This window comes from Streptococcus pluranimalium (assembly GCF_002953735.1).
Classification (GTDB): Bacteria; Bacillota; Bacilli; order Lactobacillales; family Streptococcaceae; genus Streptococcus; species Streptococcus pluranimalium.
The window spans coordinates 1,331,690-1,352,909 of sequence record NZ_CP025536.1 but is presented as its reverse complement, the minus strand read 5'-3'; the positions used below and the strand labels follow the sequence as shown (position 1 = coordinate 1,352,909).

At 39.7% G+C, this 21,220-nt stretch carries 22 protein-coding genes; 15 read left to right on the top strand and 7 right to left on the bottom strand.

Annotation, left to right across the window (positions count from 1 at the left end):
* Complete coding sequence (locus C0J00_RS06850; protein ID WP_104968171.1) at positions 1–660, top strand: response regulator transcription factor; 660 nt, start codon at positions 1–3, stop codon at positions 658–660.
* Positions 651–2,018 (top strand): sensor histidine kinase, encoded by a 1,368-nt coding sequence (locus C0J00_RS06845; protein WP_104968170.1) that lies wholly within the window; start codon positions 651–653, stop codon positions 2,016–2,018. The genes C0J00_RS06850 and C0J00_RS06845 overlap by 10 nt, the downstream gene beginning before the upstream one ends.
* 172 nt (positions 2,019–2,190) lie before the next feature.
* Here the strand turns inward: C0J00_RS06845 and C0J00_RS06840 are convergent, their stop codons facing one another.
* Positions 2,191–2,412, bottom strand: a complete 222-nt coding sequence (locus C0J00_RS06840) for a hypothetical protein (protein ID WP_158667321.1) — start codon at positions 2,410–2,412, stop codon at positions 2,191–2,193.
* Positions 2,413–2,480: 68 nt separating this feature from the next.
* Positions 2,481–3,116 carry an MBL fold metallo-hydrolase gene (locus tag C0J00_RS06835; protein ID WP_104968168.1) on the bottom strand — a complete coding sequence of 212 codons (636 nt, stop codon included), beginning with the start codon at positions 3,114–3,116 and terminating at the stop codon, positions 2,481–2,483.
* Between the two features lie 149 nt (positions 3,117–3,265).
* On the opposite strand from C0J00_RS06835, the gene C0J00_RS06830 reads away from it, so the two are divergent.
* The 3 genes from C0J00_RS06830 to C0J00_RS06820 all read left to right on the top strand — a co-directional run bounded on the left by C0J00_RS06830 (position 3,266) and on the right by C0J00_RS06820 (position 6,562).
* Positions 3,266–4,444, top strand: a complete 1,179-nt coding sequence (locus C0J00_RS06830) for an ATP-grasp domain-containing protein (RefSeq protein ID WP_104968167.1) — start codon at positions 3,266–3,268, stop codon at positions 4,442–4,444.
* A 324-nt stretch (positions 4,445–4,768) separates the two neighbouring features.
* Positions 4,769–5,524: an esterase family protein gene (locus C0J00_RS06825; RefSeq protein ID WP_104968166.1), complete on the top strand. Its 756-nt coding sequence runs from the start codon at positions 4,769–4,771 to the stop codon at positions 5,522–5,524.
* Positions 5,525–5,605: 81 nt separating this feature from the next.
* Positions 5,606–6,562 (top strand): NAD(P)-dependent oxidoreductase, encoded by a 957-nt coding sequence (locus C0J00_RS06820; protein ID WP_104968165.1) that lies wholly within the window; start codon positions 5,606–5,608, stop codon positions 6,560–6,562.
* A gap of 110 nt (positions 6,563–6,672) precedes the next feature.
* Here C0J00_RS06820 and C0J00_RS06815 read toward each other — a convergent pair whose 3' ends face one another.
* Entirely contained in the window at positions 6,673–7,506 is an 834-nt protein-coding gene (locus C0J00_RS06815; protein WP_104968164.1) for an alpha/beta hydrolase, read from the bottom strand.
* 147 nt (positions 7,507–7,653) lie between these two features.
* On the opposite strand from C0J00_RS06815, the gene C0J00_RS06810 reads away from it, so the two are divergent.
* The 4 genes from C0J00_RS06810 to asnS all read left to right on the top strand — a co-directional run bounded on the left by C0J00_RS06810 (position 7,654) and on the right by asnS (position 13,203).
* Positions 7,654–7,941, top strand: a complete 288-nt coding sequence (locus tag C0J00_RS06810; RefSeq protein ID WP_104968163.1) for a rhodanese-like domain-containing protein — start codon at positions 7,654–7,656, stop codon at positions 7,939–7,941.
* A 62-nt stretch (positions 7,942–8,003) separates the two neighbouring features.
* A complete protein-coding gene (locus C0J00_RS06805) occupies positions 8,004–10,451 on the top strand; it encodes a bifunctional DnaQ family exonuclease/ATP-dependent helicase (RefSeq protein ID WP_104968162.1) in 2,448 nt (815 codons plus the stop codon).
* A gap of 94 nt (positions 10,452–10,545) precedes the next feature.
* A complete protein-coding gene (locus C0J00_RS06800; protein WP_104968161.1) occupies positions 10,546–11,727 on the top strand; it encodes a pyridoxal phosphate-dependent aminotransferase in 1,182 nt (393 codons plus the stop codon).
* 129 nt (positions 11,728–11,856) lie between these two features.
* On the top strand, positions 11,857–13,203 hold the full coding sequence (gene asnS, locus C0J00_RS06795; protein WP_104968160.1) for an asparagine--tRNA ligase: 1,347 nt from the start codon (positions 11,857–11,859) through the stop codon (positions 13,201–13,203).
* Positions 13,204–13,339: 136 nt separating this feature from the next.
* Here asnS and citC read toward each other — a convergent pair whose 3' ends face one another.
* Positions 13,340–14,392: a [citrate (pro-3S)-lyase] ligase gene (gene citC / locus C0J00_RS06790; RefSeq protein ID WP_104968159.1), complete on the bottom strand. Its 1,053-nt coding sequence runs from the start codon at positions 14,390–14,392 to the stop codon at positions 13,340–13,342.
* 176 nt (positions 14,393–14,568) lie between these two features.
* Here citC and C0J00_RS06785 point away from each other — a divergent pair, with 176 nt between their 5' ends.
* Positions 14,569–15,636, top strand: coding sequence for an AbrB family transcriptional regulator (locus C0J00_RS06785; protein WP_104968858.1), 1,068 nt, complete (start codon positions 14,569–14,571; stop codon positions 15,634–15,636).
* 13 nt (positions 15,637–15,649) lie between these two features.
* Entirely contained in the window at positions 15,650–15,772 is a 123-nt protein-coding gene (locus C0J00_RS10640) for a hypothetical protein (RefSeq protein ID WP_267894042.1), read from the top strand.
* A 3-nt stretch (positions 15,773–15,775) separates the two neighbouring features.
* On the opposite strand, the gene citG is transcribed toward C0J00_RS10640, so the two are convergent.
* From citG to C0J00_RS06770, 3 genes are all read right to left on the bottom strand, one after another.
* The gene (gene citG / locus C0J00_RS06780) at positions 15,776–16,663 is read right to left on the bottom strand and encodes a triphosphoribosyl-dephospho-CoA synthase CitG (protein ID WP_104968158.1); all 888 of its coding nucleotides are present in this window, start codon (positions 16,661–16,663) and stop codon (positions 15,776–15,778) included.
* Positions 16,656–17,351, bottom strand: a complete 696-nt coding sequence (locus C0J00_RS06775) for a GntR family transcriptional regulator (RefSeq protein WP_104968157.1) — start codon at positions 17,349–17,351, stop codon at positions 16,656–16,658. The genes citG and C0J00_RS06775 overlap by 8 nt, the downstream gene beginning before the upstream one ends.
* Positions 17,352–17,485: 134 nt before the next feature.
* Positions 17,486–18,889 carry a CitMHS family transporter gene (locus C0J00_RS06770; RefSeq protein WP_104968156.1) on the bottom strand — a complete coding sequence of 468 codons (1,404 nt, stop codon included), beginning with the start codon at positions 18,887–18,889 and terminating at the stop codon, positions 17,486–17,488.
* A 284-nt stretch (positions 18,890–19,173) separates the two neighbouring features.
* On the opposite strand from C0J00_RS06770, the gene C0J00_RS06765 reads away from it, so the two are divergent.
* Genes C0J00_RS06765 through C0J00_RS10635 form a run of 4 tightly spaced genes read left to right on the top strand, consistent with a single transcriptional unit; the run spans position 19,174 to position 21,220 of the window.
* The gene (locus C0J00_RS06765) at positions 19,174–19,500 is read left to right on the top strand and encodes a hypothetical protein (RefSeq protein WP_104968155.1); all 327 of its coding nucleotides are present in this window, start codon (positions 19,174–19,176) and stop codon (positions 19,498–19,500) included.
* Between the two features lie 19 nt (positions 19,501–19,519).
* Positions 19,520–19,921, top strand: coding sequence for an acetyl-CoA carboxylase biotin carboxyl carrier protein subunit (locus tag C0J00_RS06760; protein ID WP_104968154.1), 402 nt, complete (start codon positions 19,520–19,522; stop codon positions 19,919–19,921).
* Between the two features lie 29 nt (positions 19,922–19,950).
* Positions 19,951–21,072 carry a sodium ion-translocating decarboxylase subunit beta gene (locus C0J00_RS06755; protein WP_104968153.1) on the top strand — a complete coding sequence of 374 codons (1,122 nt, stop codon included), beginning with the start codon at positions 19,951–19,953 and terminating at the stop codon, positions 21,070–21,072.
* Positions 21,073–21,091: 19 nt separating this feature from the next.
* Complete coding sequence (locus C0J00_RS10635) at positions 21,092–21,220, top strand: OadG-related small transporter subunit (RefSeq protein WP_407697164.1); 129 nt, start codon at positions 21,092–21,094, stop codon at positions 21,218–21,220.

The window sequence follows — 21,220 nt, the reverse complement described above, 5'->3', positions numbered from 1 at the left end:
GTGGCAAATATTTTAGTTGTTGATGATGAATACGATTTATTGGTTCTTGTGAAAAATATTTTAAAAAAGAATAATCATCTTGTTGAAATCTTGCAAAATCCTTTAGACCTAAATACCGATACTTTGACCAAATTTGATTTAATTTTACTTGATGTTATGATGCCAGGGATTGATGGTTTTAGTCTTTGTAAAAAAATCCGTAGCAAAGTGGACTGCCCTATCCTCTTTTTAACAGCTAAGACAATGGAAGAGGATATTGTAGAAGGGCTATTAAATGGAGGAGATGATTATATCACAAAGCCATTTGGTGTCCATGAATTATTGGCAAGAGTTGAAGCACATCTACGAAGGGAGAAAAGAGAAAAACATTTGAATTTAAACTTAGGTAGAATTCACTTTAATTTATCTTCTAATGAAGTATTTGTGAATAATGAAAAAATCAAACTAACAAAGGCTGAGTATCGTATTTTAGAATTGTTAGCTAGACGAAAAGGTCAGGTTTTTTCTAGAGAACAAATCTATGAAACTATTTTTGGATTTGATAGTACCGGTAATTCTTCTACTATTTCGGAACATATTAAAAATATAAGAGCTAAATTTCAAAAATACGAAGAATATCCTATTGAGACAGTTTGGGGAATTGGTTATAAATGGCATTAAATAAAAAAGGACAAACTCTGAAAGTCATTTTTCTCAAATATTTAGGGAGTGTTGGGATCGGCTTAGTCATAGCTATAGGAGTTTCATTACTTAGCTTTATTACTTTTTATCAAACGGGATTAATCATTCCTGCAAATGAAACGGAAAATCAAATAATAGACAATAAAACAGCAATTTTACACCAAAAGAAATTTGATGATAGTTTAATTCCTGATAAAGCAAGCTATATTTATCTGAATTTAGACGGTGAAATTCTTCAGTCTAATATGACTAAAGAAAATGAAATTAAGGCAATCCATTTTCACAATAGAGAAGAAATCTCAACGCCCAAATCATCATTTATAGAATATAAGAGACCTGATGGTTACATTATTATCAATTATCAACTTGAGCCGCATTATTCAATTAATTGGATGAATGATTATTTTCCTAAAATTAACTTTTTATTTGCCAGTTTACTAATCGTTTTCTGTTTTATCAGCACTTTTTTAGTCACTCTTTTCTGGGCTAAGTACATGACAAAGCAATTAATCCCTATGATGGAAGCATCACAGAAAATAGCTCAACAAAATCTTGATATTGAGATTAGTTTTTCAAAAATTAGAGAGTTTAATGATGTTTTGAATAGTATTGACAACATGAAACGGGCTTTGAGTCTATCGTTAAAAGAAAATTGGCTTCAAGAGGAGGAAAAAAGAAATCAAATATCAGCATTAACACATGACCTCAAAACGCCTACAGCTATTGTGAAAGGTAATGCTGAATTATTAAGTGAAACTGATTTAACCGAAGAGCAGTCAGAGTATGTTTCTTTTATTATTAAAAACATGAACCGTATTTCAGAATATACCAAAACTTTAATGACGGTAAATCAATCCATTAAAGAGTTGGATTTTTCACTAGAAAAAGTCTCAATGACAGATTTTATTGAAAGAGTAAGGCTTATCGCAAGTGAGATAGTAGAAATTAACGAAAGGTTATTGAAAGAAGATATTGATGTTGGCAATAATATTCTATTGATTAATTTAGTGCTTTTTGAAAGAGCTTTTCAAAATCTGTTAAATAATGCCATTCAATATTCTCCAGATAATGCTCCTATTGAAATAATGATAGAAACTGCTACAAATAAATTGTACCTATCTGTAATTGATCAGGGTTCGGGATTTTCTTTAGAAGATTTGGCACATGGGGTACAACAATTTTATCGTGGTGATAAAAGTAGGCATTCATCGGATAACTACGGTTTAGGGTTATACATAGCGTTTCAGATTATGACATTCCATAGCGGCGAATTAATATTAGAAAATAATCTTGCTAAAGATGGAGCGAAAGTCACATTGGTATTTCCATTGTTGTAATCTTCCTCCGAGCTCACTAAAAAACGGCACCTTAATGGGTGTCGTTTTCGTGTGTTTTGATAAAGTTGTTAATCATCTGAACTAATTCTTGGCGTTGTTGGGTTTTGGACATGCTTGATTAGCCGTCTTTAGCCTGTCTGCCATAATCTCCAAATCCAGCATGACTGCCACCTTAGATTGTTACATAAGTGGTATTGTTAGTTAAGCGACTTTTGGCTTTTTGACTTAAAGAAACAGCCAAGGATGCATAGGCTTCTTCCTCAACTAGTGTGCCTTCTGATAGAAAATCATTGTTCCCTTCTGTCTTGAAGTAAAGACTGTGGTCAAGCGACTTAGACTCTTGGGGAATGTTCTCAGCATTAGCGCTAGCCTGATAAGTTTTAGTTTTGACCACAATCAAGAGATCAGATATAGCTATCAAGATTAGTAGGGATAAGCTTAGGAGAATTTTCTTAAAGGGTCTCATTGAAAGTAGGGGTTAACGTTTTTTTCGTGGGCGATGGTTGTGCTTTGGCCATGACCTGGATGAACGGTAAAATGATTTGGCTGGGTGAAAAGTTCTTGACGAATGCCTGAAATGAGGTCATCAAAATTTCCTGTCGGCAGATCGGTTCGTCCAATGGTTTCTTTAAAGAGGGCATCACCAGAAAAAATAACTTCCTCTTCAGTGAAAATGAAGGAAACACTGCCCCAAGAATGTCCCGGAGTTGGCACAACTGTATAGTTGAAATCGCCGATAACATAGTGTTTACGGAGCTCAAAGATATGCTCAGCTGGCGCTACAATGACGTCATCCATATCGTCATGTCGTGGGAGACCTGATAGGTTGTCCACCGGAGATTGCAACCAAGAAGCTTCTTTTTCAGAAACATAAAGTGGGGGCTGATTGAAGTGTTTGCGGACAGCTTCGACGCTCAAGATATGGTCATAGTGGGTATGGGTCAAGAGAATGGCAAGGACAGGTTTGTCTAGATCTTTGATACGCTTTTCAATTTTTGACCAGTCACTGCCTGGGTCAATGACCAGGAGTCCTGTTTCGGATTCTAATAAATAGGTGTTTTCGCCGGCTACGGTATTATAAATTTTATGTGTTTTCATAGTCTTAGTGTATCAAAAAAATAAGTTGAAGGGTATTTTCGACTATTATTTTTGTTGTTTTCTCTATTTTCTTTATTTTCTGAAAACTATATGGATTTTTCGATATGACTATGCTAAAATAACTCTAATACCGTTTAAGAGGAGTTATTATGACAGATAAATTGAATTTTGTAATGATTTCACCGCATTTTCCGACGAATTTTGAAACCTTTGCCCATCGTTTATATGAAAGTGGAATGAACACTTTAGGAATCGCTGATGTGCCTTATGATCAATTGTCGGAAGGTCTTCGACAACATCTGACCGAGTATTATCGTGTGGATGATATGCAAGACTATGACCAAGTTTATCGAGCAGTTGCTTATTTTGCCCATAAATACGGTCGTATTGATCGTGTTGAATCGCATAATGAATTTTGGTTGGAACTGGATGCTAAATTACGTACTGATTTTAACGTTTTTGGCTTTAAGAACGAAGACATGTTGGCTATAAAAACCAAACGTCAAATGAAAGAAGTTTTTCGTAATCAAGGTCTGAAAGTAGCGGCAGGGGATACCTTTAAAACGGACAAGGAAGCTAAGAAGTTAGCTAAAAAACTAGGATTTCCTATTATCGTTAAGCCAAATTCGGGTGTCGGGGCTTCTGATACTTATAAATTAAAGACAAGTGATGAATTGGATCATTTCTTGGCCAATCGCTCTTCTCAGGTGGATTACATCATGGAAGAGTTTATGGATGGAGATATTATCACCTTTGATGGTTTAGCTGATCATGATGGTAAGATTGTTTTCTATTCTAGTTTAGAACATTCAGAGGCTGTTTTAGATACGGTTGCTAATGGTACGGACATGTATTATTTCTTACCAAGAGAGATTAATCCTGAGTTGGTTACTCTGGGAGAAAAGTGTGTTTCAGCTTTTAATATCAAAGAGCGCTTTTTCCATTTTGAATTTTTCCGTATCAAGGAAACAGGCGAGATTATTCCACTTGAAGTGAACTGCCGCCCACCAGGTGGGATGACTATTGATATGTGGAACTACGCCAACGATTTCGATATTTTCAAAGAATACGCCAATGTGGTCAAGGAAAATCACTTTAAATCCGAAAGCAAACGTCCTTATCATGTTTTTTACATCTCCCGTCGAGGGGATAAGGAATATCGTCACAGTTTAGAGGATATTCGACAATACTTTGGTCAACATTTGGTATCTATAGTATCGGTGCCAGGAATCTTTTCAGAGATTATGGGTCAGGACGGTATTATTGGGCGTTGTCCTGAGCGCGAAACCATGCGAGATTTGATCCGTTATGCTCAAGAAAAGGTTTAGGATTCCTCGGGAAATGGAAGTTCTTTGTTGCGAGAACGCTTTGTTATTTAGGAGGCTGGGACAAAAGCCCAATCTCTCAATTCATTCTAGATAGTCAAGCAAGACGCAGTGGTGGGCTCTAATTTACTGATGTCATCAGCTTATACAGCCCTAACGAACGAGATAAGCCTTGGCTTCCCTTATTTCCAACCTCAAACAGTCAGGAAGTGACTGTTTGAGCTGTGCGGAGGTGGATCTGAAAAATTAGGGAGGTGAGGGGGAATCGAATTCTGGCGAATGACCGATTTTTGTCCCACTCTTATCCACAAATTAGAAAGTTGTTATATGAAATTTGAACGTCGTAGTCAGTGGTCAGGGGAACTTGGTCGCGAAATGTCTTTTAATGTTTATGGGCATGCTGGAAAGCCAGTTGTCGTCTTTCCATCATCTGGTGGTAGCCATGATGAGTATGCTGATTTTGGTATGATTGAAGCTTGTCAACCTTGGATTGATCGTGGCTTGGTTCAGTTTTTTACGCCTGATTCTTATGATTCAGAATCATGGTTGAACCTAGGTAAGTCTGGTCACGATATGGCACTTGCTCACGATGCCTATGATCGCTATATTGTTAATGAACTAGTACCACTAATTCGCCATGAAACTGGCTGGCAAGGTGGCCTGGTAGCAACGGGATGCTCTATGGGTGGCTTCCATACGGTTAATTTTGCTTTGAAACACCCTGATTTATTTGATGTATCTGTTGCCCTGTCTGGTGTCTATGATGCGCGATTCTTCACTGGTGAATTCGGTGATGATCAGGCGATTTATTTTAATTCGCCACTGGACTACTTATGGCAGCAAAATGATCCTTGGTTTTTGGATCGCTACCGTAACAATCGTATGATTGTTGCTGTTGGTCAGGGGGCTTGGGAAGAGCCTCATGTCTATGATACGAAACGGTTAGAAGAAGTTTTTACTACAAAAGAGCTTCCAGCTTGGTTTGATTATTGGGGTCATGATGTTGCCCATGATTGGGAATGGTGGCGCAAGCAAATGCCATTCTTTATGGGTAAACTAGAAGAAGAAGGTCGCCTGGGCTAGGGTTAACTGAAAAATGAGGGTTTCCATTTTGGAAGCCCTTTTTATTTTGATACAATAATGAGGAGAAAGTGAGGTTTTGACATGGAAAAAGCAAAAGTTCTGATTTTAGGACAACCCTTAGAAGAAGGTTTGTCTGAGTTAAAAGAGGTTTTTCAAGTTGATCAAGCACCTTTAGAAAATACGAGAGACTGGCTTTTAGAACATTTAGCAGATTATGATGCCCTTTATACGACTCAATTACCAGTTGATAAGGAGATGATTGATGCAGGTGAAAATCTCAAAATCATTTCAACACACAGTGTTGGATTTGATCATATTGATATTGACTATGCTGAAGAAAAGGGTATAGTGGTATCTAATTCACCTGAAGCCGTCATGATACCGACAGCAGAATTGGCTGTGACCTTGATGCTATCAATCATGCGTCATGTTGCCTTTCTAGATCGTCGTCTCCGTGATGGGGAATGGGTTAACACCACTTTACCGAGTGGCCTTAGTCAGGGATTAAACGGTAAAACCGTCGGTATTTTTGGGTTTGGTCGCATCGGTCAAGAAGTGGCTAAAATGGTTCAGGTTTTTGGTGCTACTGTGATTTACAACAAACGTCATCCCTTAGCAAAGGATCAGGAAGAGGAACTACAGGTGTCCTACCGTGATTTCGATGATTTAGTCAGAGAAGCAGATGTTATCAGTTTGCACGCGCCAGCAACAGCTGACACAAAAGGTCTCTTTGATGAAGAAGTCTTTAGCAAGATGAAAGAAGGTGCCTTTTTAGTTAATACCGCTCGTGGTGCCTTAGTTGATGAGGAAGCCATGATTACTGCCCTTAAATCTGGTCAATTAGCCGGTGCAGGCCTAGACGTTTATGAGGTAGAAGGACGATCACACCCAGACTTAATCAAACTAGATAATGTAGTCATGACTCCGCATTCTGGTTCAGCCACTTGGGATGCTCGTATTAAACTATCTCGTGAAACAGCTCAAAATATCATTTCCTATCTTCACGACGGAAAAATCATCAATCAAGTCAATGCTTAATGAGATTAGAAAGACCGTCCAAAGATTAAACTTAGGGCGGTTTTTTCAGTGGTCAATGCTCAAAAAACTTCCTTAACAAATTGTTAAGGAAGTGGCAAATATGATGATACTTAATCTTTTAAAGTGAATTGTAAGAATTCTAGGAAGTGGTCGGCCCAGTGTTTTTCGTGGTGGATTTCATTAGCCATGATTTTGAGTTTGACATTGTCCATGCTGCTTCCAGATTTAAGGAGCGATTGGTAGTAATGAAGCGTACAGTCTATGTAGCGTTGGTTCATGTTAGAAGCGAAGGTTTCATCAACTTCATCCCCTTCAAGAGTCCCAACTTGGATATAAACCCTGCTGGATTTGGCTAATGGATGATGGTCACAAAACCGTAAAAAATCTCGTTCGCTGAACCAAGAGGCTAGTGAGAAAACCCCGAGATTACCAAAAACGTCAGGGTAGGCTGCACCCATATAGGCTGTGATAATCCCTCCCATAGAGGACCCAGCTAGGAGCGTGTGCTCAGGATCAGTCAAGGTACGATAAGTCTTATCAATAAAGGGTTTAACGGTGTTAACCACCCACTCACCATAAGCCATGCCGTCTCCACCAACACTAGCTGTTTCAGGAGTTGTGCCAACATCGGTCATCCAAGGTGCATATTCGTTAAGACGGTTATCACCAGCATTATCTATCCCTACGATAATCATTTTAGGTAGCTCTTTATGATATTTGATGGTAGGAATAACCTTCCAAGAGTAGCCAGAAAAAGATTCTTTACTATAGAAGACATTTTGCCCATCGTGCATGTATAAAACAGGATAAGACGCCCAATCTTCTTTGTGGTAATCTTTAGGGAGAAGCACACGGATGCGCCGCTCTTCATCGTAGTAAGGCACATGAAGATGATGTTCCACCATTTCCAGATAGTAATTGTTAAGTCGGGTTCTTTTTGCCATAATATCCTCTTTTTCAGAATTATCTTGAAATTGATTATACCACATTTCAAGTTGAAAAGGGTTTTAAAATTATTTATTTAATGGTTAGTTAGGATTTTAAAAGAGATGATCTATTTGTTACAATGATAAGAAAGAAAGGGGAAATGAATGACCGTTAAAGATGATATTGTAAAAGGCAATGCCCTTTTAATTGACGTTCGTGGTAGAGATGAATTTGCTGAAAAGCACATTAAAGGTGCCCAAAATTTACCTGTAGATCAGATTGAGGCAGGTCAGCTTGATTTACCAAAAGATCAGAAAATCTATCTCCACTGCAAGTTAGGGCCACGGGCTGACCGAGCTGAAGCAGCCCTTAAAGCGGCGGGCTACACAGATGTACACAATCTCAAAACATTAGAGGCAGTAGAGGCTCTGGGATTAAGAAGTGAATCTTGAATGATGAAATAAAAGAAGTTAGTTTCCATTACTAGCTTCTTTTTTGGTATAATTTTACTGTTATGACTAAGTCCAAGCAGAAATATGCCGTGATTGATTTGGAAGCTACTGGTGCTTCCATCATGGCGCAAATTATTCAAGTGGGGATTGTGATTATTCAGGGGGATAAGATTATTGAGACTTATCAAACCGATGTTAATCCGCATGAACCGCTATCGGAACATATTGTTCAATTAACCGGTATTACAGACCAGCAGTTGGCAAAGGCTCCTGATTTTTCACAGGTGGCACGTGAGATTTATGAGCTGATTGAGGACTGTGTTTTTGTGGCGCACAATGTCAAGTTTGATGCCAATCTTTTATCAGAACAACTCTTCATGGAAGGCTTTGAATTACGTCCACCGAGGGTTGATACGGTTGAGCTAGCCCAGGTCTTTTTCCCTAGCATGGAAAAGTATTCTTTGGGAGAATTGACTAGGGCTTTGGATATTCCTTTAGAGGATGCCCATACAGCTATCGCAGATGCTCAAGCGACTGCTCAACTCTTTTTCAAGATTCGTGATAAAATGGCTAGCCTTCCTAGCTTAACCCTTGAAAAAATCAAGTCTTACGCTGACCACCTCATTTTTGAATCGCGACTTTTGATTGATGAGGTTGCTTTGGATAAGGATTATGACCATTCTCTTTATCAAGAAGTAGCAGGTATCTTGATAAGAAAACCTCAGCTTGAAGAGGAAGAGAAAAAATTTTCGCAAGATTTCACAACCAACATGGCTCTCTTAGGTCTTGATAGCCGTCCCAAACAAGAACTGTTTGCACAAGCTATTTTACAAGAGGAAAAAGAGATTCATTTTATCCAGGCTCAAGCAGGTATCGGAAAAACTTATGGTTATCTAGTTCCCTTGTTGGCTAAGAATGAAAAGCAAAGACTCATTATTTCTGTGCCAACAAAGTTGCTCCAAGATCAAATCGTGACCCAAGAAGCTAAGAAAATCCATGAAGTTTTTGGGACTGCTTATCAGAGTTTGAAAGGACCAGCCAATTACTTAAAATTGGACGCTTTTAAAGCTTCCTTAGACCAAGATGATGACAATCGTCTGCTTAATCGTTATAAGATGCAGCTCTTGGTATGGCTTTTGGAAACCCAAGATGGTGACCTCAACGAAATCAAGCAACAACAGCGTCTGCAATGGTATTTTGATAGTCTCCAACATGATGGGGAACTCAGTGCCCACTCTCTCTTTGCTCAAGATGATTTTTGGCTTAGGTCTTATGAAAAGGCTAAGTCAAGCCGTCTGCTAATCACGAATCATGCTTATCTTTTAACCCGTTTGGAAGATGATCCCAGCTTGATTGAAGGAGGACATTTGGTTATTGATGAGGCACAGAAATTCTTTTTAACCCTAGAAGATTTTTCGCATGCCAAGGTCAATCTCTTAGAAACTTTGACGCAGTTGGAAAGCATGTTAGAGGAAACGGATCAACTCTTGACTCGCCGTTTAATCGAGAGTCTTCAATTTGAATTGAGCCATTTAGTGGTGGATTATCACCAATCTAAGGAAGAGCTTGTTCCAAATGATAAGTGGCAGAAGATTCGTCGTGATATTGTGGAACTAAACCATCCAGATTTAGAGGCATTAAATAAGATTGCGGATAGGCGCTATGATTCTATTTGGATTGATAGTCGGCAGGAAAATGAAAAGCGCAGTGTCTATTTGAAAGGAGCTAGTCAGCTTCTCTTAGATTTTTCGCCGTTTTTACCGGAAAATCAAAAGACTAGTTTTGTATCTGCTACTTTGAGTATCAGCCCACAAGTGTCATTGCCACAACTATTGGGCTTTTCGGATTATCAAGAAACCATTATCGAAGACTCTAAAAATGTAGATCAAGCTATCTGGATTGATTCGCAAGGAGTACCTCCTGCTTTGTCTGGCGAGGATTACCATCGGGAGCTAGCCAACAAGATCTACCGGCTTAGTCAGCTAAATCTACCGACTTTGGTGCTTTTTACTTCTAAAGACACCTTGGAGCAGGTGTCAAATCATTTGCAAGAAGCTGGACTTTCGCATTTAGCCCAGGGCAAGAATGGAAGCAGCCACCAGATGAAGCGCCGATTTGAAGCGGAAGAATCAGCTATTTTATTGGGAACAGGAAGTTTTTGGGAAGGAGTTGATTTTACCAATCATGATCAGTTACTCCTTGTCATTACGAGACTTCCTTTTGAAAATCCTCAAGATTTTCTTAATCAAAAGATGACTAATCGCTTATCTCAAGAAGGGAAAAATCCTTTTACGGCCTATAGTTTACCAGTCATGATGATGCGCTTAAAACAAGCGTTAGGTCGTACAAGCAGACGTCCTAATCAGAAGTCAGCAGCACTTATTTTAGACACGCGTCTCCTTGAGAAGTCCTACGGTCCATCTAGTTTGGAAATTTTGAGAAAGACACATCAGGTTTGGATTGAAAAAAATGATAAAATCCTATCAGATATACTTGATTTTCTGCTATAATAGGTGGTATTGAAGAAAGACTTTTTTCATGTGTTTTTTGATTGCTTTTAATCATGCTGTTAACATATTGAGGGAGTAGAAACGGGGAGGCAAGATGAAATTATCTAATCGGATATTAAAGATGCAAGAAAGTGTGACTTTGGCGTCAGGCGCGCGTGCCAAGGAGCTCAAGGCACAAGGACGTGATATCTTAAATTTGACGCTTGGTCAACCCGATTTCCAAACTCCAGAACATATCAATCAAAAAGCTATAGAAGCTATCGAGAATAATCGAGTTAGTTTCTATACTCCAGCTAGTGGTTTGCCAGAGTTGAAGGATGCCATTGCGACTTACATGGAAAATTTCTATGGTTATACGGTCACCCACAATCAGATTCTAGCTGCCACTGGAGCAAAATTTGTCCTTTATGCCTACTTTATGACAGTTTTGGACCAAGGTGATGAGGTTATTATCCCAACTCCTTATTGGGTATCCTATTCTGATCAAGTAGAATTGGCAGAAGGGGTTCCTGTTTTTGTAGAAGCTAAGGAAGAGAACCATTTTAAAGTAACTCTCGAACAATTAGAAGCGGCTAGAACTGGTAAGACTAAAGTTTTTTTACTCAATTCACCATCAAATCCGACAGGAATGATTTACACCAAAGAGGAACTCTTAGCGATTGGAAACTGGGCACTTGAACATGATATCTTGATTTTATCTGATGATATCTATGGTCGTCTGGTTTATAATGGCAATACGTTTGTACCAATCTCAACCTTATCAGAAGCGCTTCGTCAACAAACGATGGTCATTAATGGTGTTGCTAAAACATACTCAATGACAGGGTGGCGTGTTGGTTTTGCGGTTGGTAATCCAGAAATCATTGCTGGAATGTCTAAAATCTTGAGTCAGACAACATCTAACCTAACAACAGTGGCTCAGTATGCTGCTATTGAGGCTTTGACTGGTTCGCAAGATCCTGTTGAGGAAATGCGTCAAGCTTTTGAAAAGCGCTTAAATATCATTGAACCACTCATTAATGCAATCCCAGGGTTTAAATTGGTAAAACCACAAGGTGCTTTCTATTTCTTCCCAAATGTTAAGGAAGCAATGGCCATGAAAGGCTTTGATGATGTTACTGACTTTACCAATGATATTTTGGAAAAGGCAGAAGTTGCTCTTGTTACAGGTGCAGGATTTGGAGCTCCTTATAGTCTCCGAATGAGTTACGCTACAGATTTAGCAACATTAAAAGAAGCGATTAAGCGTCTCAATCACTATATGTCTGAAAAATAACAAAAAACCAAAGAATCCTTTCATGGTTTGACTAGTGAAAGGATTTCTAAAAGAGCATAGAAAAGCTCTGGTTAAGGATAATAACCAGCTTTATAACTTTGAAATAGGAAAGGACTCAAAAAAAGTATTATGTCACGTCAATTAATTACCATTAATCAAGTCAGCAAACATGTCGGTGAAGAAGTTACCATCGGTGCTTGGGTTGCCAACAAATCTGGAAAAGGTAAAATCGCCTTTTTACAACTCCGAGATGGAACAGCCTTCTTCCAAGGAGTAGCCTTCAAACCAAACTTCTTTGAAAAATTCGGCGAAGAAGAAGGAGCTGAAAAATTTGATACCATTAAACGCCTCAGTCAAGAAACATCTGTTTATGTGACTGGTATTGTTAAAGAAGATGATCGTTCTAAGTTTGGTTATGAATTGGATATCACTGACATCGAAGTCATCGGTGAATCGCATGACTATCCAATCACACCCAAAGAGCACGGAACTGATTTCCTCATGGACAACCGCCATCTCTGGCTTCGTTCTCGTAAGCAACATGCGGTACAACAAGTTCGTAATGCTATTATCTATGCAACTTATGAATTTTTTGATCAAAATGGCTTTATCAAGTTTGATAGCCCGATTTTATCTGGCAATGCGGCAGAAGATTCAACAGAACTCTTTGAAACAGACTACTTTGGACAACCAGCATTCTTAAGTCAATCAGGTCAGCTCTACCTTGAAGCTGGTGCTATGGCACTTGGTCGTGTCTTTGACTTTGGACCTGTTTTTCGTGCAGAAAAATCTAAAACCCGTCGTCACTTGACTGAGTTTTGGATGATGGATGCTGAGTATTCATTCCTTTCTCATGAAGAGTCTCTTGACCTCCAAGAAGCCTATGTTAAAGCGCTCATCCAAGGGGTTATTGACCGTGCCCCTCAAGCTCTTGAAACGCTTGAACGTGATGTGGATGCTCTTAAACGCTACATTGCTGAGCCTTTCAAACGTGTGTCTTACGATGATGCTATTTCCCTTCTTCAAGAGCATGAAGCAGATGAAGACACTGACTACGAACACCTTGAGCATGGTGATGACTTTGGTTCACCACATGAAACCTGGATTTCAAACTACTTTGGTGTGCCAACCTTCGTGGTTAATTATCCAGCAAGCTTCAAAGCCTTTTACATGAAACCTGTTCCTGGTAATCCAGAACGTGTTCTTTGTGCAGACTTGCTTGCACCAGAAGGTTATGGAGAAATCATCGGGGGTTCTATGCGTGAAGATGATTACGATGCTCTTGTTGCTAAGATGGACGAACTTGGTATGGATAAGTCTGAGTATGACTTCTACCTTGACCTTCGTAAATACGGTTCAGTACCACATGGTGGTTTTGGAATCGGAATTGAGCGTATGGTAACCTTCGTCGCTGGTACCAAACATATCCGTGAAGCTATTCCATTCCCACGTATGTTGCACCGTATCAAACCATAAAATTGAGACTAAAAAGACTTCCTGTCACATTCAAGTGATGGGAAGTTTTCTTGTTATCATATTTTTGAAAATCAAGTCCAGATGAGTTTGCTCTTATTAACTGCTTCTTTTAAGCGGGATTGCTATAGACTCTGACTTAGTAATGGATAACATTATCAGTATTTTTGATGTTATCAATGATGGCTTGGGCTTCTTTGGACTGGAAGAAGTCAAGTGTTGTTTTAGGAACTAGCTGTTCGAGAAGGTTCCAGTTGTCTTCTTTGATGGCAGTACGAACAGTAGATGCGCTGATAGGTTCAGTTTGATTGCTAATTGTTTTTCGTGGGATGATTTCAAACTCTAGTCCAACTTTCTCAAGTTCTTGAGCCATGATGTCGTTGTAGATAGCTGTCACTTGACTAGTTGGTTCTTGACCAACATAACGCTTAGTAATCCCTAATGCTTGTGTGATTTTGATAAAGATAGCGGTATCGAGATGAGCTTGACTTTTGATGACATCACTTTCTTCCTTATGGAAGTAACTTGGAAACGTGGCTTGGCTAATCAGATACGGTCCTGTTTCATGGAAAATGATATTATCCAGATGGGCTAAGCCAGCCTTGATCAGTTTTTGACGGACAACGAAAGGAACGAGACTTTTGTCCTCGCTGACTATAAAGAGGTGAACCCAGTCGTTCTCAGCGGCAGCTTTTTCAACAAGGTATTGGTGTCCAAGTGTAAATGGATTAGCATTCATCACAAGCCCGGCTACCTTTTCAGAATGTCCCATAGGCTTCTTTAAACTAGCCAGATAATCAGGAAAACCTGTCTTTTTATTTTCTAAAAAGCTGATTTGATTGTCGATTTGGGCAATTTCGGTGAATCCTAGGTCTTTGAAAAATTTGGCAGAACAGGTTTTGGTATAAACGAAGAGGTGGAAGTTACCAAGTGCGTACTCTTCTTCAATCAGATGACTGACGATGCTGTTGAGTAACCCTTCCCCCTGATGGTTGCTGGAAACGCAAAGACAGCGCAGGCTATTGCCAAAATAAGAACCAGTTGCTATAATCTCATGGTTTTCGTCAAAGATGGCACAGGTATAGTCCAAGTTTTTATCCAGACGGATGCCTTCCTGATTCAATAGATTGTCAACTTTCTTCAGATTTGCCTTGTCGAAGGAAAAAATACGTGAAATAGTATGATTAGCCATGACTCTCCTAATCTATCTGTTTGTTTTTCTTTCTTTATTTATTATAACACTTGAACGGTAAGAAGATTTGAGAGGACTGACTAAAGAACAAGAGAAAGACAATTTCTAGCAAAAAATGGCAGATAAGCTAGAAGAAAGGTGATAAAATAGAAATAGTCGTTTAGAAAGAAGATGTGATAATGTTAATAGTGATTACACTTTTCATCGGTTTCATCGGTGGATTAGTAGGAAAACAATTACGATTTCCAGCCCCTTTTATGCTAGGAAGTATGTTTTCTGTAGCCATTTTCTCCATTATGTATGGTGATATCGAGCTTTCAACAAGTTTTAAAACCTTTGCCCAGATTATCAGTGGTGCTTATATTGGGCAAAATATTTCCCAAAATGACCTTAAGATGTTGCCTAAACTTAGCCCTTTGATTATCAGCCTGATGGTAATTTTCACGCTAAATATGATGGTAGTGGGAGTCATTTTGATGGTGGTTTTCAAGTTTGATGCGGCAACTGCCCTCCTAAGTTGTCTCCCGGGCGGGGTTATGGATGTTTCTCTGATGAGTATCGATATGGGAGCCAAGCCTGATGTCGTGGCAACTCTCCAAACAGCCCGTTTCGTAGGGATTATGTTCGTTCTACCCATTTGGGTTTCTTATTGGACTAAGCGGTTTTCTCATGATAGTAATTCCTTTTCTGAGCATTCTTCGCAGTCGAAGTCGGTCAAAACTGATGAGCCTTTGTCGAAACTTAGTTTTTGGCAGAATGATGGATTGATTTTGAGCGTGTCAACGCTGGGTGGCCTTATTGGGATCTGGTTACAATTACCGGTAGGTGCGCTGATTGGTTCTGTTTTGGTATCTTCTGCCCTTAAAATCACAAGAAATACCAGACAATTACCTAGAAATTACCGTTCGACAGCGCAAGTTTTTGCAGGCTCTCTCATCGGTACTAGCTTTACCTATGCCAGTCTGCTACAAATGGGTAGCTTAATCATCCCTATCATCTTATTATTGGGTAGTTACTTGGTCATCAATGTTTGCTTTGGTAAATGGATGTCCAAAGGTGGTCTCTTAGATGTCCAATCAGCCCTGTTTGCCTCCTCACCAGCTGGGGCAACAGATATTTCCCTCTTAGCAGGAGAACTGGGAGGTGATATGCCAAAGATTGCGACGATTCAAATCTGCCGCATTCTCTATACCGTTGTCATTATGCCCTTGATTGTTAAAGTGATATTGACCTTTATGATGTAGCAAGTAAACATTTATGATTGAAACTAATCAGCTCCTATGGTCTGGAGCTGATTTTTTAGTGATGGTTAAAAAAATAGCACCACAGCTGTTAGATAAGAGGACTAACGGTTGTGGTGTTATTGTTATTTATTGTTAATTTTCATATCAGTTCTTCCAAAAAGGCGAAGAAGAGTGTGATAGCCAGGAGGTCGGCTGATCCTCCTGGACTTAGATGGCGGTTGATTAAGGTGGTGTTATAGTCAGATAAGGCTTTTTTGAGTTGGTCTTCCGTTAAGTCTTGGTCAAGAAGTTGTTTAGCTTCTTTTTTTACGGTCTGCCATTCTTCAATTCCCCCACGGTGAATGAGGTTGCCATCTTCAACAAAAGTCATGAGATATAAAAGCAGTTGTAATTGTGCCGTCTCAAGATTGTGTCCATAAGTTAGCAGCTTTCTAAAATAAGGCAGGGCTTTTTGAATGATGCTTGGAAAACCTGCACTGGCTTCCCCTCGTGGACCAGTGATGCCATAATCAAGATAGAGTTTTTCACCGTAGCTAAGGCTTTTTTTCCTTGTCAAATCCTGTAAATCCATGGTTAAGACATCAGAACAGAGCTCAGCAGTAACTTGGCATATAGCCGTCACATCCTGAGGTGAAAAGTGATAGGGCTGGTTTAAAGCTATATTTTTTTGTGCCAGCCATCTGCCCGTTGCTCCTAGAATAACGGCTAGGGAAAAATTGACTCCTTTATGCGTATTGATACCTTTGGTAGCAGTAAACATGGCGTCTTCGACTTTAATCCCTATGTCTCTTAAATGTTTAAAGGTTTCTTGAGGAGTTTGGCTCGACATTTCAAACCCTGTTGATAAATAAGCTTCAAAGAATGGTGCCAAGGCAAGTGAACTATCAATAAAGGTTTGAAAGCTCATGTCGTCGTGGGCGCCGTTGTCCAAGCGATCCACCAGACCGGGCTTGGGGCTAAGGGATACTTCGTAGAGGAGGGACTTGAGGGCGGCCTGGCTAATGGTTGTGAGTAGTTCTTTAGTCATGTGGCTCTGCGTCCATCTCTTGTAGGATAAAGGTTAACGAGCGATTGAGGTGTTGGTGGGTGATTTCAGTCACTTTTTCAGCATTTTGTGCCCTCATCTGGTGGTAAATTTCCCAGTGTTCGCGTAGAGCCAGTTGGCGACGTTCAAGCGAGGAGATGGAGATTTCTCTAAAGTAAGTTAGGTAGGTCTGTAGCTCACTAACAATCTCTTTTAGACGCACCATGCGACTCTTCTCATAAATACAGTTATTGAACTGGTTGAAATTATCCAAAATCTGTTCAATATTACCGTCAACAATGAAGCCTTCGCATTCTGTCAGGATGGCTTTCATATCCGCAAAATCATGATCATCCATTTTTGTCATGGCTGTGATGCTGGCTAGAGTGTCTAAGGATTTACGGATTTCAAAGATTTCTATAGCATCGTCAATGCTGACACCTTTGACAATAATCCCTTTTTTGGGAAGGTGTTCAACTAATTTTTCTTCCAAAAGTTGAGCCAGTGCGTAGCGAATAGGCGTTCGACTAATGTTTAACTCTAGGGAGAATTCTTTTTCATTGATACGACTGCCAGCGGGAATCTCTCGTAAAATAATCGTTTTACGAAGAGCTTGGTAAAACAATTGTTTTAGTGGGAGATTTTGATTGAGGTCAAGGTTGGCTTTTACAGATTCGATAATAGGATTCATATCATAACCTTTCTATTCATGACTATTATAACGGAAAACGTTTTAAAAATGAACAGCCTTTTGAAATGAGATTGTTTACAAAATGGAAAAGGACTGGATATGTGTCCAATCCTTTTGCTAGCCATGATGATTTATTATTGTGGCAGATAAACTGGCATACGTCCTATTAAGACAACGGTTACGATGAAGATGATGAAAATAATAAGTGCGTATTTAGCTGATGTTTTTTGCCATTCACCCATATCAAGTCCAGTCAAACGTAGTAGGAGATAGATAAAGGCAACCAGTGGACTGAGCAAGTGGAAGGCTTGCCCCATGAGGGAAGCAAGAGCCATAGACATGTTGTCGAAGCCATATTGTGAACCAGCTTGCGCCAAAACTGGCATGATACCGTAGTAGAAACCATCGTTTGAGAGGAAGAAGGTACCAGGTGCTGAGATAAGGGCGATGATGATTCCCCAGAAGCCAGCCAATTGTTTTGGAATGATAGTAGCAAAGCTTTGAGCAAGTGCGCCAGCCATACCTGAACCTTGGAAGAGTCCCATGAAGACACCAGCAGCAAAGACCAAGATAACCACTTGAACAGCGTTATCGGCATTGTCTCCGATACGTTTTGATTGGTCTTTGAGCTTTGGATAGTTAACCATAAGGGCGATACAAGTTCCGACGGCAAAGAGTAGAAGGGGTTCAATTTTAATCGCTTCTTCAAATGAACCAGCCACTAGCCAAGCAATCAATACAATGGTTAAGATACCGTTGAAAAGGAAATTTTGTGGACGACGGATAGCAATGGTATCTGGATCTGTAATATCAGTTAATTTTCGGAGTTCAGCCTCTGATAGCTCTTTAACCCCCAGACGTTTGCGTTCTTTTTTACCCATACTACGGGCAACGATAAAGATAACATAGAGGACAGAAAGGATCATACCAGGGGCAAGGTATCCGAGGATTTCAGGACCAACACCAAGAACAGACATGGCACGCGCTGTTGGGCCACCCCAAGGAAGCAAGTTCATTATGGTATTTTGAAGGATAATCAAAACACCAAGGTTCATGACATTCATGTTGAGTTTTTTGTAGATAGGTAAGAAGCCTGAAACAACGATAAGAGTAGTTGTTGTACCATCACCATTAAGGGAAACAGCAGCAGATACAATAGCTGTCGCTATCAAGACTTTCATTGGATCCCCCTTAGCAAAGCGAATCATTTTCTCAGTGATGGGATCAAAAAGACCAGCATGAAGCATGATTGAGAAATAGAGAATAGCAAAAAGGAGCATGATACCTGTTTTAGCGGTTCCGTTAATACCATACATAACCATTGGTCCTACGGCTGTAAGGTTGTTAGCGAGTTTATCATCTCCAAGGAATTCTGTGAATTTGGCATCAAGCCCAAAATCAGCAGCTCCTGTGTAGATAGCGATTATTGTAAAGATAAGTGGCACAATAACCAAGGATGTTAAAGGTGACATTTTTTTCTTCATGACAACGAACATGAAGACGACAATCATAGCATAAGCTAATATGGTAAGAAGCATAGCTTTTCTCCTTAAATTTAATGATTATTATATTTAGCTAATATATAACAAAGTGACTTTACACCCCAAGTATAATTGAAAGCGTTTAATTTTTAAAGAGGACTTTGTCATAAAAAACACAAAAAGAACATCTTGAAAAGCTTTTTGTTAACATTTGGAAACGTTTTTCAAAAAAACACAAAAAAGCCATTCATTAAAATAATCATGTTATATAATAATATTAGAAGGTTAAAAAAACGCTTACGTAAAAAAAGTTTAGTATTTTCGTAAAGAAAGGAGACCCAATGGGAATTTTTAAACGGTTATTTTCCAAATCCAAGGAAGAGACTGACCTCCCTAAGATTGAGGAAATAAATCGTAGCCAAACAATCGATGAGGAGTGGGAAGAGGTTTCAGCCTATATTCCAGCTACGTCAGAAGATTTCCAACTGGTTAGTGTGATAGCCTCAAGCATAGCAGCCGGTGATCATCCGGACAGTCAATTTAAGGTGAAAAGGATTCTAAAGCGAAATCCAGAAAGTCTGACTGTCTCCCTGATAGCCTCAAGCATAGCAGCCGGTGATTATCCAGACAGCCAATTTGTTGTTAAATCAATTAATCGCAAAAAATAAGAAACATAAGGAGAAAACAATGTTACGTAAATTCAAAATTTCTGTAGATGGCAAAGAGTACTTGGTTGAAATGGAAGAAATCGGTGGCACACCAGCTCCCGCAGCAGCACCAAGTCCAAGTCCAGCAGTTGCCCCAGCTTCAGCGCCAGTTGCTGAAAAACCTGTTGAGCCAACCCCTGTGCCCCCAGCTTCGTCAGCTCCAGCAGGAGCAGATGCTCTAGCAGCACCGATGCCAGGAACGATTTTGAAAGTTTTGGTTAATGTTGGTGATAGCGTTTCTGAAAACCAGCCGCTTATGATTCTTGAAGCTATGAAGATGGAAAATGAAATCGTAGCCTCATCTGCGGGGACAGTTTCAGCTATTCATGTATCAGCAGGTCAAACGGTTAACCCAGGTGATGGTTTGATTACAATTAATTAGGTTTATGTATAGAGAAAGGAATTGACTTAATGGAAACATTAATTGCTGGCATTACGTCTATCACTATTCCTCAAATGGTCATGATGCTCATCGGAGCAACCTTGATGTATCTGGGAATTAAAAAAGAATACGAACCAACTCTTTTGGTTCCTATGGGACTTGGTACAATCTTGGTTAACTTCCCAGGAACTGGTGTGTTAACTCAGGTTGTTAATGGGGTTGAACAAGAAGGGGTCTTCGATGTTCTCTTTAATATCGGTATCGGAACAGAACTCTTTCCGCTTTTGATTTTCATCGGTATTGGAGCCATGATTGACTTTGGGCCACTTTTACAGAACCCATTCATGTTACTCTTTGGGGCAGCGGCTCAGTTTGGTATCTTCTTTGTTGTAGTAGTCGCTGTTTTAGCAGGATTTGATATCAAAGAAGCAGCTTCAATCGGTATTATCGGGGCTGCGGATGGTCCGACATCAATCTTCGTTGCCAACCAGTTAGCGCCGAAACTTCTGGGACCAATAACGGTGGCGGCGTACTCTTACATGGCTTTGGTGCCTATCATCCAACCTTTTGCTATTAAATTGGTGACAACGAAGAAAGAACGCCAAATTCGCATGACTTACAAAGCAGAGAGCGTGTCAAAAATGACTAAAATCCTTTTCCCAATTGTCATTACAATTGTGGCTGGATTTATCGCTCCGATTTCCCTTCCTTTGGTTGGTTTTCTTATGTTTGGCAATCTCCTTCGTGAATGTGGTGTTTTGGACCGATTGTCTCAAACAGCTCAAAATGAATTGGTTAATATCGTGTCAATCTTGCTTGGTTTGACTATTTCAGTCAAAATGCAGGCAGACTTGTTCTTGAACGTTCAAACCCTTTTGATTATCGTCTTCGGTTTGGTTGCCTTTATCATGGACTCTATTGGTGGCGTAGTCTTTGCTAAGATTTTGAATCTTTTCCGCAAACAAAAAATCAACCCAATGATTGGTGCTGCAGGTATCTCAGCCTTTCCAATGTCCAGTCGTGTTATCCAAAAAATGGCGACAGATGAAGATCCACAAAACTTCATCTTGATGTACGCTGTTGGTGCCAACGTGTCAGGTCAAATCGCTTCTGTTATTGCAGGTGGTTTGCTCCTTGCCTTCTTTAGCTAAGAGATAGAAAGAGGATATTATGGTAAACATGGATCATTTACTCCAAGCTTTTGAACTCATGGGCTTGGGTATGTTTGGAATCTTTGTGGTTTTGGGAATTCTCTACATTTCAGCAGAAGTGTTAATTAAATTGTTCCCGTCTGACTAA

Coding starts and splice junctions, on each gene's coding strand:
- C0J00_RS06845 (WP_104968170.1), top strand. CDS start 651: ATGGCATTAAATAAAAAAGGACAAACTCTGAAAGTCATTTTTCTCAAA.
- C0J00_RS10635 (WP_407697164.1), top strand. CDS start 21,092: ATGGTAAACATGGATCATTTACTCCAAGCTTTTGAACTCATGGGCTTG.
- C0J00_RS06770 (WP_104968156.1), bottom strand. CDS start 18,889: ATGCTTCTTACCATATTAGCTTATGCTATGATTGTCGTCTTCATGTTC.
- citG (WP_104968158.1), bottom strand. CDS start 16,663: ATGACTAAAGAACTACTCACAACCATTAGCCAGGCCGCCCTCAAGTCC.
- citC (WP_104968159.1), bottom strand. CDS start 14,392: ATGGCTAATCATACTATTTCACGTATTTTTTCCTTCGACAAGGCAAAT.
- C0J00_RS06765 (WP_104968155.1), top strand. CDS start 19,174: ATGGGAATTTTTAAACGGTTATTTTCCAAATCCAAGGAAGAGACTGAC.
- asnS (WP_104968160.1), top strand. CDS start 11,857: ATGTCACGTCAATTAATTACCATTAATCAAGTCAGCAAACATGTCGGT.
- C0J00_RS10640 (WP_267894042.1), top strand. CDS start 15,650: ATGATTGAAACTAATCAGCTCCTATGGTCTGGAGCTGATTTTTTAGTG.
- C0J00_RS06755 (WP_104968153.1), top strand. CDS start 19,951: ATGGAAACATTAATTGCTGGCATTACGTCTATCACTATTCCTCAAATG.
- C0J00_RS06815 (WP_104968164.1), bottom strand. CDS start 7,506: ATGGCAAAAAGAACCCGACTTAACAATTACTATCTGGAAATGGTGGAA.
- C0J00_RS06805 (WP_104968162.1), top strand. CDS start 8,004: ATGACTAAGTCCAAGCAGAAATATGCCGTGATTGATTTGGAAGCTACT.
- C0J00_RS06810 (WP_104968163.1), top strand. CDS start 7,654: ATGACCGTTAAAGATGATATTGTAAAAGGCAATGCCCTTTTAATTGAC.
- C0J00_RS06775 (WP_104968157.1), bottom strand. CDS start 17,351: ATGAATCCTATTATCGAATCTGTAAAAGCCAACCTTGACCTCAATCAA.
- C0J00_RS06760 (WP_104968154.1), top strand. CDS start 19,520: ATGTTACGTAAATTCAAAATTTCTGTAGATGGCAAAGAGTACTTGGTT.
- C0J00_RS06820 (WP_104968165.1), top strand. CDS start 5,606: ATGGAAAAAGCAAAAGTTCTGATTTTAGGACAACCCTTAGAAGAAGGT.
- C0J00_RS06830 (WP_104968167.1), top strand. CDS start 3,266: ATGACAGATAAATTGAATTTTGTAATGATTTCACCGCATTTTCCGACG.
- C0J00_RS06835 (WP_104968168.1), bottom strand. CDS start 3,116: ATGAAAACACATAAAATTTATAATACCGTAGCCGGCGAAAACACCTAT.
- C0J00_RS06825 (WP_104968166.1), top strand. CDS start 4,769: ATGAAATTTGAACGTCGTAGTCAGTGGTCAGGGGAACTTGGTCGCGAA.
- C0J00_RS06800 (WP_104968161.1), top strand. CDS start 10,546: ATGAAATTATCTAATCGGATATTAAAGATGCAAGAAAGTGTGACTTTG.